This window comes from Paenibacillus sp. R-74696 (genome assembly GCF_055814915.1).
Map to the genome: position 1 here is coordinate 399778 of NZ_JBPULM010000030.1, position 12986 is coordinate 412763.

The window sequence follows — 12986 nt, forward strand, 5'->3', positions numbered from 1 at the left end:
GTGGATCTTTCATAAGGCACTTCAATTTATGCTAGCGGTTATAGACAACAACAGGTTAATGAATTCTAATGAAGCTAATGTTAGGACTACCTTCGACCAGCTTTCGTCCATTTCGGCGTATCATTAATCCAGACTGCCATGCTTCCGGGCTCACGATTAGCCCATGCATAGTAAGGTATAGCCTGAATGTCCACCGCTTCCTCCTGCCATTCGCAGCTCTCAGTCTCTGCATACAACTGCGTATGCCAGAAATGCTCCCTATGCGCGGATTCTGCTTTTCTTATGACACTACCAGAACCTTTAATAACAGTCACCCCGCCGAGCAATTCGGAAACATGTTCAACTCTGAACTCAGAATTGCGCTTCAAAGCCAGATCTCTTACATCATGATCATGGTCAGCACCCTCTAGGCAATACACAAGCGGCCCTCGCACCAAAGCCGTTTTCTCGCGGTTGCTCTCGACATTAGGATGTGATTCCACCCGTTTGACCTTCATCTCAAGCAAAAGTTCGATGATGTCTCCTTCTTGCCATTGTCGATCAATTTTTGCATAGCCTTTATTCGTTATTAGAGGAATTGAATCGCCATTCACCCGAATTTCCGCTTGGTTGCACCAGCTCGGTATCCGTAGCTTTAAAGTAAACGACGTTGGGGCCTCAGGATTTATAGTAAGCTTGGTCATTCCATTCCAAGGATATTGTGTCTCCTGCTTTAGTTTTATAGTATTTCCTTCGATGTTTAGTTTTGTCTCACTGCCAATATACAAATTCACATAACATTCTTTATCCTTCAATCCATAAATGTACTCACCGATCTTAGGAATAAACCGGGTCAAATTAGGCGGACAGCATGCGCAGCTAAATGTAGGCTGGCGTAGATGACTTCCTTCGTTCTCAAGCGGATTCGTATAAAAAAATGCTTTTCCATCCAAAGAGATTCCGGCCAAAAGCGCATTATAAAGAACCCGCTCCAATACATCCGCATACTGCGCATCCGCAAAAAGGAGATTCATCCGACTGCTCCAAAATACCAAGCCAATGGAAGCGCAAGTTTCACAATATGCTTCGTCATTTGGCAGATTATAATCTGTGGAGAAGCCTTCCCACCGCCAGACGTTATCCCCAATCCCGCCTGTAATGTACATTCTCTTATTTACCATATTCGACCACAAGCGATGCATGGCTTCCGCATACTCCGCGTCATTGTTCATTCCAGCAATTTCCGTTACCGCAGCATACAAATAGGTTGCTCTCACTGCATGACCTTCTATAGTATCTTGTTCTTTAACAGGCAAATGTGCCTGCATGTACTTAGCTATGCCGTACTCTCTGAACGGAAGTGCTCCTCTTTCACGAGGAACGCCTTCAAGTGCCGACCAACCGTTATACATTTGCTCTTCAGCTTCGGGATTGCCTCTCATTTCGATAAAGAACTCCGCCAGCTGCTTATATCTTCGTTCGCCTGTGAGCTCGAATAATTTGATTAGGCCGAGCTCTATCTCTTCGTGCCCTTCATAAACAAGTCGTTTATCCACGCCAAAGGTCGCATCAATTAAATCCGCAAACCGACAAGCCGCTGTTAACAATTTTTCACTGCCGGTTGCTTCAAAGTGTGCAACGGACGCCTCGAAAAAAGTGCCAGCCGTATAGAGCTCATGTCCGAATAGCAGATCGCTCCATCGTTGTTCTGGAGCAACCGTTATGATATAAGAATTCAAATAACCATCCGGTTGCTGCATGGCGATAATTTTGTCAACAACTTCATCTATCAGAGCTAGGACGTCAGGAGACTGACACTCCTTATAAATCCAGCAAGCTCCTTCAAGCATCGTATAAAATATACCATCGTTGAAGATCGCTCCTTCATAAGCACTCTTCAAGCTTCCAGAAGCTCTGGCAAAGTTTCGGAAAAAACCGTCTTCCCTGAATTTGTCCCATAAATGCGGCAGTGTATGCTCACGCATACTGGCCAGTCTCTCAGACCAGAAAGCATCATTGATCGACACCTGATCGTAAGGAATTTTGTTCACTCTCTTAAACATACGAATTCATCTCCTGACTTTGGTAGCTATTATGATGATTAAGTTTTCTTTTGAGCTGATGGAATGAACTTCCTAATCTTCAACCACTCTACACACGAAGATTTCCATGCTCCTACATGGTCATTCCCAGTCGCTAATCCCATTCCGTGCGGGCCACTCTCGTAAATGTGCAAATCAAATGGAATCTTATGTTTACTGAGCGCAAGTGCAAACAACAAGCTGTTCTCAACGGGAACAGCCTGGTCATCAGCCGTATGCCATAGAAAGGCTGGCGGGGTCTGGCTTGTGACCCGCAGTTCGGAGGATAATTGCCGCTTGAACGCTTCCTCCGGGCAAGCACCGAGCAGATTGATCATCGAAGGATCATTACGGTATTCGCCAAAACTGATCACAGGATAACAAGCAATAATCAAATCCGGACGACAACTTGTCTGCGCTGTCTCATCATCGCCAGGTATTCGCAAATCAAACTGAGTAGCTGCCATTGAAGCTAGATGTCCCCCTGCTGAGAAACCGAGAACGCCTACACGATTAGGATCTATATTCCAGCTCCCGGCATGTTCGCGAACATGCCGGATTGCTTGCTGCACATCATATAATGCAGCCGGATGCTTATGTGGTGACACGCGATATTCCAGAACAAAAGCGGAAATGCCTACTGTATTCAGCCAAAGGGCGATTGGCTCACCCTCGTTTTCTGCTAAACCCCCATAAGCTCCGCCAGGGCAAATGATGATGGCTCCTGTTGGATGATTGCCGGCTGTTATATAGGGATGCAATTGAGCCTCCAAATTAAACACAGGCTGAGATAATGTCATCGAGACGCCCCTCTGCGAGGCCAATATTCGTATCCGCCGCGCCGTAGTAAATTTTGACCGTACCATCTGGCTCAACGATCGCATTGCAAGTAAATACGACGTTCGCCACTCTACCCTTCATTTCGTAGTCATGCTCCGGCCATAATATATAGTCCCTTGTATAACCAATAACGCGAGAAGGATCTTCAAGATCGAGCAAACAAGCTTTGAGCCGGTAAATAAATCCATTACAAGTCTGTGATACGGTATGGTAAATCTCAAGCCAGCCCTTGTCGGTCTTGATTGGCACAGCGCCTGCTCCCATCTTGTATCCGTCTCGGAATGGCTTGCCTTCATAGGAAAGAGGTTTGCTTTTTCCCCAAAATACAAGATCTGGAGAATAACTGACCCACATATAGGAGGGGTTCAATTCATTTCCGAATGGACGATCGAAACGCACATAAAGATTATCCCGTTTCTCAGGGAATAACACGCCATTCCGATTGCCAAGTTCGCTTCCCGTACAAACACGCTCGAAATGGACAAAATCGGAAGTACGCAATATGCCGATTCTCACATCGTTTTGGGATAAATCGCTGGCGTATAAAATAATAAATTCGTTCTCGCTTATTTGCGTAATCCTCGGATCATACGTGCAGGTCTCTGGATGGTCCGGATCCGGAGCAGGCCAATTGACTGGCTCAGGGTCTGGAGTAAACTTATACCCATCATGGCTTCTTGCAATCCAAATGCGATGAATGTCATCCAAAGTCGTGACGTCCATCATCATGATGTATTCATCGTTAAATTTAATTGCCCCCGGATTAAACGTGTACAACACCTCTTGCGGCATTTGTTCAGGTGACATGATTGGATTGTTTACATATTTGGTCAGCACTCTAGTTTTCATGATCATTTCCCCTTCTTATTTCACGGCTCCATTAACTACACCTGAAAATATATATTTCTGAAGAACCAAATAAAAGATAACCATCGGAATCGCTACGAGAATAATAGCAGCAGACTGCATCGTCCAGGACGAGCCATAACTGTTGGAGAACCTCATCAGCTCAGTCGTGACAACGCCTAGACTCTGAGAAGGCATATACAAATACGGTGAATACAAATCATTATAAATACTAATCGTGCGCAAGATTAGAATGGTCGCTGTTGCTGGCGTAAGGAGCGGAAATATAATAGATCGATAAATTCGAAACAATGACGCTCCTTCTAAATAAGCACTCTCATCCAGCTCATAAGGGATATTTTTAATAAATTGCAAATAAATATAAATTTGAACAACATCTGCGCCGAGTGATAGAAGCACCATGGAATAGTGAGTATTAAACAAACCCAAATTCTTGATGATTCCGAAGGTCGCTACCTGAGTTGTGATTCCAGGAATGACAAGCGCACCTGCATATGCCCCTAGAATCAATGACCTCAATTTGAACTGAAACCTGCCTAGTGCATAAGCCACCATCGTGCCTAACAAGATATTTCCAGCGAGAGAGAGAATAATAATGTACGAAATATTAAAGTAAGAACGCAGGAAGTTACCCTTTTGCAAAACATTTGCAAAATTATCAAAGTTAAAGAAGCTGCCTGGAAGTGCATACCCCGCCGATAACGCAAACTCTGTTGGAGTCTTGAACGCCGCTACTATCACAATGTAAGGCGGGAACAGGATGCAGACTGCAGCAATTAACAGACTGATATATTTAAGCGTGCGAATCATTTCTCATCCCTCCCGAAGAGCAGGCATCTTTGAGCTAGAACTAGAATGATGGTAATGATCATTAACAGAACACCCATTGCAGAAGCTAGACCGAAATCACTGTAGCGGAAAGAGGTCAGCAGTGTATTCGTTACGAAGGTATCACTCATGCCGAGGGGTGAACCCGATGGGAAAATGACAAACGGAAATTCAAAGGCAGATAAAGCTCCATTCAGGTTTAGGAAAAAGCATAATTCCAATATTCTTCTTAGGCTCGGCAGTGTAATGAAGCGGAACGCCTGAAACCCGTTTGCTCCGTCTATGCTTGCTGCCTCATAAATATCATTCGGTATCGATTGAAGGGCACCAATGATGATAACCATCATAAAGCCCATGTACTTCCACGTCGACATAAAAGCCAGCGTATAGTTGATAATCTTCGGATCACTCAACCAATTCATGGATAAAGACCCAAGACCGATCTCCTTCAGCACGACGTTTAGGGCACCGACTTCATTGTTTAACAGAAAGGTAAACATAAATGCAATGGCTACGCTATTAATGATATACGGCGAGAACAGAATCGCACGAAAGACATTTCTTCCGCGCAGCTTGCTGTTTAAGATGACCGCGAAATAAAGAGATAAGCCGATTTGCACAAAGCCTACAAAAAAGTAGATCAGATTATGACTAAAGATTTCGAAATACTTGGGATCACTAAACACCCGAATGTAATTATCCAAGCCTACTCCTGTTTTTACCGATGAAATTCCATTCCAATCCGTAAAGCTTATTGAAATCAAACTGATTGCAGGGTAATACGTGAATACACCTAGCAGCAGCAAAGGAATAATCAGAAACGACCACAGAATAATAATCTTCTGCATTCGCAACGATAGAATAGCCATATTCAGCAGCCTTTCCGGCTTATTTGGAGAACAGTTGATTGCGTATAGCAGCGCCCTGCTCTCCAATAATCCCCTTATTATTTTCTTGCATCTGCCCATTTTTTATTGTACTTATCCCATATAGGCTGAATGTTGCTGTCTTTGTTCAACATCACTTCCTGTAGGATCGTTGGATTCGTAATTTGTGATTTGTTCAAAATTTGGTTGTAACGATCCGGCGGAGGCAATACCGTAACAATGCGCGGCCCGTTAGCCAGGAACTCCGCAAGCGGACTATTATTAGATTTCATATCCTTAAGAGCTGGAATCATGCCGGTATAGTCCTGGTAACCGGACTCTTCTATCCAAAATTTGTAAAAGGCTTTGGCAGTCTCCATATTTTTGCTTTTCTTATTAATGACTACATTCCAGCCTGGTGTCATCATGGTGACGGGCTCTCCAGAATTATCGATAGGTAGCGGGAAAAATCCAATATCTTCTGCTGGTGTTCCCTCTAGAGCTGCCAAACCGTAGTTAGCCAGATAAAGCATTCCTACTTCACCAGAAGCCATCTGTTTTCTCAGAATATCCCAATCGCTGGAAAGCAGATCTTTCTCGAAATACCCTTTATCTACTAAACCCCTAACAAAACTAAATCCTTTTACTAAGGGATTCTCTTGATTGTACGGGGCATCCTCGTTAGCCATTTGCTCATACATCGCATTGGAATCCGCTGTATTCGCAAAGGCTACCGTCTCCCATGTGCCAAGCGGCCAATTGCTTTTCAGCATGCTTCCCATCGGTAGAATCCCCTTGGCCTTTAACTTCTCCAAGGCAGCAAGCAGCTCATCATAGGTTTTCGGAGCGGCATCAATACCCGCTGCGGCGAATGTTTTCTTATTGTATAAAACCCCTGTCACGTATACCCCTTCACTAACGGCATAAGCTTTTCCTTCAAATTTAGATAGCGGCAGGTACGTTTTCCCTTCGTATCCAAGGTCGTCTATAGGGGCATAAAACTCCGGCCATAAATCGGTCGTTGGCGTAATAATCGCATTCATGTACATGACATCAGGTGCCTCGTTGGAAGCTAACCTAATTTTTAGAGTGCCTTCATAATCCTTAATAGGCTCGATCACGACTTCTGCTTCTGGGTATTTCTCATGAAATTTCGCCGCATATTCTTTGAGCTTCTCATCTACATCCGTACGGTTGATTGCAAAGGTAATCTTCCCTTTAATCTCGCTGGTTGACGACGTTTCCGTTGCTGCTGCAGACTCGGCTGGAGGTGTGCTCGCCTCTGATTGCCCGTTATTATTGCTTGCATTGTTTCCACCACATGCGGAAATCAACGACATAGAAAGAACGGCTGCCAATAAACTGCTCATTGATGTTTTCCCCATACAAATCCCCCTATTTGTCTTATTGCAGCTGAATCATTCGGCCGATGATATCGCTTACATATAAAATTGTAACATAGCATTTCCGTGACCTTAATGGTCTGTAATTACATTTCCATAGTTACGATTACACTTTTCACCTCAGCATTTATTCCGATATTCCAACGGCGTGTAGCCGTTCATTTTCTTGAATAGCTTGGTGAAGTACGTAGAATCCTGATATCCAATTTGTTCGGCTACTTCATATACCTTTAGTTCAGTCTGCTCCATCAGAAGTTCTTTTGCCTTCTGCATTCGAACATCAATCAAATAACCAGTTAGGCTTTCTCCTGTCTCCAGCTTAAATAAGCGAGATAGATAATTCGGATTCAAGTGAACGCGTTCTGCAATAGCGATCATGTCCAAATCCAAATGATAATGATCCGATATCCAGCTTTTAACGACGCGAATCGCTTTCTTCTCGTCACCATTTACCGCTGCCGCTCTAATAGGCTGCTGCTTGGCTAGAAGAATAGCAGACAGCTTCTCATCAAGCTCATCAGGGTCTACCGGTTTAAGCAGATAATCTAATACACCGTAGCGCATGGCTGTCCTTGCATAATCAAAATCCGAGAAGCCGCTAATAATCAAGCAAGACAAATCCGGCTGATGGATTTTAATTTCCTTTATGAGCTCCAAGCCATCCATAAATGGCATTTTAATATCGGTAATAAGCAGATCGAGCTTCCCTGATTGCATGGCATTTAACGCGTTTATCGCTTCTTGTCCATTGTTATAGGCAGCTTGTACATGATAGTTTGCATTCATTTCACCTATAAGCTTGGTCATTCCTTTTAATATGGCTACCTCATCATCCACAATCGCAATGTTTAACATACGGCGCTCTCCTCTCTAGATGAAAACATAGGTGCAGTAGATTCAACTCTCCATCATGGGCAGCTTCAATTGAACAACGGCACCTTTCCCCAGCTCGCTGTAAACAAACAAACCATACTTGGTCCCGAAGTGAAGCTTAATACGTTCATTCACATTTCTAAGTCCGATCCCACTACCCGTAACCCTGTTTCCGCTGCTATTCTCATTCCCCAATTGAATTCGGCTGTTCAATTGACTTACCATTTCGGGTGTCATGCCAATGCCATCGTCTGCAAAGGTAAAGTAACAGATCTCACCTTCCACCCTGGATGAAATAGTGATGCTACCCTTGCCCGACCTACTCTCGAGGCCATGGAATATGGCATTCTCAACAATAGGCTGAAAGACAAGCTTGATCATCGTATAGTTTTCAAGCTTGACATCAATGTGATTCTGCAGGGAAAACCGATTCTCGAATCGGTAGTTTTGAAGCTTGATATAGTTCGTGAGATGCTCAATTTCCTGTTTTACCGTTACGATTTCTCTCCCTTGGATAATGCTGTACCTCAGCAGCTTCCCGAGAAATAAGGACATTTGGGATACCTCTCTATCTTCATTAAGCAGCGCCTTCATCCTTAAGCTCTCTAAGGTGTTATAAATAAAATGCGGGTTAATTTGAGCTTGCAGCGCTTCCATTTCCGCCTCCTGCTTCCGATAAGAGGCTGCTTGTACGTCTTTAATTAATTCATCGATCCGTTTGATCATCCGGTTAAAATTAAGTCCCAATATACCAACCTCGTCTGAGAATCGGACAGGGAAGCTAACGCTGAAATCCCCCTCCTGCACCTTTTTCATCAACCGAGTTAATGCCCGCAGCGGTTTGGTAAATGCCAAAGAAATGAATACGGAGCTGATCAAGGTAACGAGCAAAATCGCGAAAGTGATAATTAGCGTGGAATTACGAACCTTTGTTGCTTTGCTGAACAATTCCTTTGTTTTCACGTATACATATACTTTCCAGCCCAGCTTCTGAGAGGTTAAATAAATGGCATAATATTGCTCGCCTTTCTGATTAATATGGAAATTACCCGAATCCTGTTGTGATTTCTCAATGCTTTCCAAGTCTCCCCATGAACTCGATATATTCTCGTAAGCGCTATCAAAAATAACGTTGTTTTTATTATCTACAATTGTTGTTTTACCGCCCGTAATCTGATCCAGATGTTTGAAATAAGCTTCTACCGCACTTAAATCCGTCTCAACCGCTACAAAACCAACAGGCTTATACGTCGTTAAATCAATGATGTCACGAACCATCGTTAACACATATTTCGTTTTTCCAGAAGCTGTTGTGCCCGCTTGCGTATTAATTAATACGGCAGAGCCGCTCTGGTCCCTTGCAATTTGCTTTAAGCGGTCATAGTGCGTGGCAATCTCCTTGTTGTTTCCATTCAGACTGTTGCGGTAAAAGGTGTTGCCATAATTGTCGAAAATGTAGACTGCATTCGTCCCCTTCTTCATATCGGACATCAAGCGGATAAAAAAATCGATGCGGCTGTCCTTCTCTATTCCATTCTCAGGAGAGGCGATGTAGCTCTGAAGCTCGCTGGAGTACATCGGAATCTTCGTAATCATGCGCATATCTTCAATATAATCCTCTATTCGATTTAGAACCTCCAAGGACGTTTGTGAAACGTAATCAGCCGTATTTTGTTCAATTGATTTCCGGTAATAGTTATAAGAAACGAGCGCGGAGATGGTAATCGGAATAATCAGCATGAAAACAAAGATAATGACCAGCTTTTTAGACATGCCTAGACTAGAAAACTTGAATTTAATTTTGTGCATCCTGCACCTCATTTCTATCGGTTAGCCGTTAACCTCATTAAAACATATAAAGTGTCTGGAAACATGAAAAAAGCAAGCGAGAACGCTTACTTTTTTCAATATCATCTTATCATGAATCAATAGCCATTATTTATTAATACAATGGGGATTATCCCTTTGGTAGGACGGCCTACAGATGTCACCTCTATCAAGAGGTCATATCTCGGTTGTGAGAGCCCATGACCGGTTACAGTAAACTCAATTTCTGTCATGCCGATATTGCAATGATAGTGCTCTAGAGGAAAGCCCAGATGTGCCCCCGGTGTTACTTCCCAATCAGCTGGAACATGCCATTTCACCTGAATAAATTGCTGCATGTATAAATTATTTTCAATCATCAGCTTAAAGGTACGAGGCTTTCCTTCACTAACCACTGGTTCCTGTCCATAAAACAAGAATGCGTTGAAAATAGAAAAGTCATATTTTACCGTAAAAGGACTAAGGGATAGCGTGTCTTTGAAGCTACTGTCTTTCCATGCATTAATGTGAACCGGATGATCAAGCAGCTCGTCACCTTCATTCATGTCAATCAGATAACCTTCCCCTGCATGAAGCAGGTCGCAATACTCGGAGCCTAGAAATTCAGGAGCAAGCCGCATCACTCGTTCAGTCAGCTCTCCGACAGTGGAAGGAATACGTGTCCCTTGATCACATACATTGAGCGTTATGGTCTTGATGGAGTCGCCAATCGGATCGAGCCATTTCGCAGGAAGCCCCTCTTTGCCAAGAATAATACCCATAATGGACCCAATCGTGGCTGCTGTACAGTCTGCGTCTTCTCCACAATTCGTGGCGATGCAAATACTTTTCTCGAAATCACCTTCACCATATAACCAACCGATGATCATAATGCCAACATTGCTAGGAGCATCGTAACCGATAGGCCCTACTGGAATATCACCTTCAGCTTGAGGTTGTATCGCGGAAGTACTCAGCAGCCCAAAGCTTCCAGGTACCGCCGTTAATACATGTATTCTTGCTTCTTGCCAAGTAGCTCCAGATTGATAAGAATGAATGGCCGTATGTACGGCCTTTGCAATGCCGGAATCTTCTGGGATATAGGATAGCCCGATGTCTATTAATCGGTAAGTATCGCTTTCTACGAAAGCTGCACTTTCGATAGCTGCGCAAAATACCTCCGCATAGACTCCTTCATGGCTGTGATCGACGATTGCATCCTCATAGGCGTATTTAACGGCAATTTCCGGATGCCCGGGTGCAAGGCAGGCCCAAATTTCGGAGCGTATGAATGCACCGTTGCTATCACGATACAGGTTATGATTGTAGCCAGATAATGGAGGCACAATTCCTGCACGCAGGTTGTTTTTCCCTGCTCCATACTCTCCCATATTAGGAGAGATATAAGAAATCCAATACTCGCCTAATATATGTGCATTCAAAGCGCTTCCATATTTTTCAGCGGCATTCAACCAGATCAGCTGCAAATCCAAATCATCATTCGGCAAAGGCTCCCCATACAGCTCCTGTGTATAAAACGAAACATCGAATACGCCGCGTTTACATTCAAAAGGGGCTCCGAGCGTCCCTCCGATATTTTTCCCTAACCAACAGCCTTCCAATTTACTTTTATATTCCTGAAAAGTTAGCTTCACAGTATCTCCTCCTGATAGTAAAGATGAACAAGTTTATTATATCGAATCCGATTTTCGATCTTAATGGTCTGTCCTTACATTTATAGTCCTTCAAGTATGGATATTTGGTTCAAGAGATTCATCATGACCTGCGCCGCTTCAACACGAAGCGAATTCGCCTTTGGATCAAATAGCTCGCCTGGCTTACCTCTCATTAAACCCGCAGCAAGTGCCATTTCAACTTCTTTGGCTGCCCATCCGGAAACAGCGTTAGCGTCACGATACCTTACTGGCTCATCCAATGATTGCATAGCTTTCTTGGTTTTCCATTCGAATGCCCTTACGATAAGGGCAGCCATCTGCTCGCGTGTAATCTTAGCATTTGGGTCGAATCGCCCTTCAGAAATTCCGTTGATTAAACCTGCTTCGTAAGCCATTTCCACGTCGCCCGCATACCAGGCCCCAGCTGCAACGTCGGCAAATAATGAAGAAGTAACAGCTGCACCTTCTGATTTCATACCAAGTGCTCTGACTAATAATGATGTGAATTCGGCTCTAGTCGTGGATGAGTTTGGCTTAAACTCGTCATCCGTCACACCGTAAACAATATGCCGGGCTGCCATGATCTGTAACGTTCGGGATGCCCAGTGAGTTGCCGGAATATCCTTGAAGGTTTTGTTGTACTCTAGCAAAACATATTTGCTCAAATGATCAAGCGAAACAGCTACCCTACCTGTTAGAGCGTCGAGGGTACCACCCACATACTCCCAACTACTAGCTGCCTCGTTGAAATAATAGACACCTAGAAGCTCTCTATCCATTTCTTTGTCCAAGTAAGAGAAAACAAGCTCTACGCCAGACCCTACTTGCTCCGCTATGGCTTTCCGCCCATCAGGGGCAACAAGCACAAGGCTAATATCATATGGCTGTCCAATGATTTTCACCTTAGCATGCTGCTGCTTCAGAATCGTTTCCGCAATTCCGCTCTCATCGACTAGGGGAAGAAATTCAACCTTCAGTAAGGCATCCTTTACATTACCTAACTGGTTTCTCAATGCTTGTATCACTTCCGGCTTAACGTTTATCGTCAGAAGTGGCGTTTGAACTTTAAGCGGTAGGCTTCCAATTTCGCTATTAAGAATAGAAACGGATTTTTGAGTGGAATCCACTTTCGCAACAGCAATTTGATCGATTATTTTCACGGGAGTTGAAACGTTGCTATTCCCCTGTATGACTTCACTGCCGCTGACAGAAGAATCTGAGCTAATCTGAATGCTAGCTCTAGCTGTCGGATATTGTATGGTCGATAACAATTGACTATTAATCGCCTTGACAGACGTTAAAGAAATGGAAGAGGCACCAGTAGCGATCGCCTTAAATTTAAATTCACTTAATGTAAACGATCCATTGTCGCCCTGCACTGGACCGATCTTGGTGCTCGCATATTGAATTCGATTTTGAGTAACGATAGGATCAATAGCAAAACTGCCAATCTTATCTTTGGTTTCCTGAAGCTGTAGGCGAGTTGAATCGTACGTTAGGTTTACCTCATAGCCATAAAGATCGACGATGTTGCTGCCTTCGACTCTAACCGTGAACTCGCTGCCAGCCTGAATCGACAGTGTCGAAGCCATTAAGGAATAAGAAGGCACTGGCACTGGTACTGGTGCTGCTGCTGCTTGATTCGGTACAAAAACAGCAATAGCTAGAGAAATGACTAAGCTTAATTTCAACCATCTATTTTTCATTAATGGACCCCATCCTTTTATGAAAATCGAGAGAGACAGCATCATCGCTGTCCCTCCCATC

General features: G+C 43.8%; 10 protein-coding genes. All 10 read right to left on the reverse strand.

All coding sequences use genetic code 11. From position 1 onward, the window contains the following. Window positions 1–86: 86 nt before the first annotated feature. On the reverse strand, window positions 87–2030 hold the full coding sequence (locus ACSR9A_RS13405; RefSeq protein ID WP_473757678.1) for a glycoside hydrolase family 127 protein: 1944 nt from the start codon (window positions 2028–2030) through the stop codon (window positions 87–89). A gap of 50 nt (window positions 2031–2080) precedes the next feature. Next, window positions 2081–2860: an alpha/beta hydrolase gene (locus ACSR9A_RS13410; RefSeq protein WP_473757679.1), complete on the reverse strand. Its 780-nt coding sequence runs from the start codon at window positions 2858–2860 to the stop codon at window positions 2081–2083. Further along, window positions 2835–3749 carry a glycoside hydrolase family 130 protein gene (locus tag ACSR9A_RS13415; protein WP_473757680.1) on the reverse strand — a complete coding sequence of 305 codons (915 nt, stop codon included), beginning with the start codon at window positions 3747–3749 and terminating at the stop codon, window positions 2835–2837. The genes ACSR9A_RS13410 and ACSR9A_RS13415 overlap by 26 nt, the downstream gene beginning before the upstream one ends. Window positions 3750–3764: 15 nt before the next feature. After that, window positions 3765–4577, reverse strand: a complete 813-nt coding sequence (locus ACSR9A_RS13420; RefSeq protein WP_473757681.1) for a carbohydrate ABC transporter permease — start codon at window positions 4575–4577, stop codon at window positions 3765–3767. Continuing rightward, the gene (locus ACSR9A_RS13425) at window positions 4574–5464 is read right to left on the reverse strand and encodes a carbohydrate ABC transporter permease (protein ID WP_473757682.1); all 891 of its coding nucleotides are present in this window, start codon (window positions 5462–5464) and stop codon (window positions 4574–4576) included. Before ACSR9A_RS13425 ends, ACSR9A_RS13420 begins: the two co-directional genes overlap by 4 nt. Before the next feature lie 77 nt (window positions 5465–5541). Continuing rightward, entirely contained in the window at window positions 5542–6846 is a 1305-nt protein-coding gene (locus tag ACSR9A_RS13430; protein WP_473757683.1) for an ABC transporter substrate-binding protein, read from the reverse strand. Window positions 6847–6984: 138 nt separating this feature from the next. After that, on the reverse strand, window positions 6985–7719 hold the full coding sequence (locus tag ACSR9A_RS13435; RefSeq protein WP_473757684.1) for a response regulator transcription factor: 735 nt from the start codon (window positions 7717–7719) through the stop codon (window positions 6985–6987). A 42-nt stretch (window positions 7720–7761) separates the two neighbouring features. Next, entirely contained in the window at window positions 7762–9546 is a 1785-nt protein-coding gene (locus ACSR9A_RS13440; RefSeq protein WP_473757685.1) for a cache domain-containing sensor histidine kinase, read from the reverse strand. 116 nt (window positions 9547–9662) lie between these two features. Continuing rightward, window positions 9663–11198 carry an ADP-ribosylglycohydrolase family protein gene (locus ACSR9A_RS13445; RefSeq protein WP_473757686.1) on the reverse strand — a complete coding sequence of 512 codons (1536 nt, stop codon included), beginning with the start codon at window positions 11196–11198 and terminating at the stop codon, window positions 9663–9665. An 80-nt stretch (window positions 11199–11278) separates the two neighbouring features. Continuing rightward, window positions 11279–12970 carry an S-layer homology domain-containing protein gene (locus tag ACSR9A_RS13450; protein WP_473757687.1) on the reverse strand — a complete coding sequence of 564 codons (1692 nt, stop codon included), beginning with the start codon at window positions 12968–12970 and terminating at the stop codon, window positions 11279–11281. Between the last annotated feature and the right edge of the window lie 16 nt (window positions 12971–12986).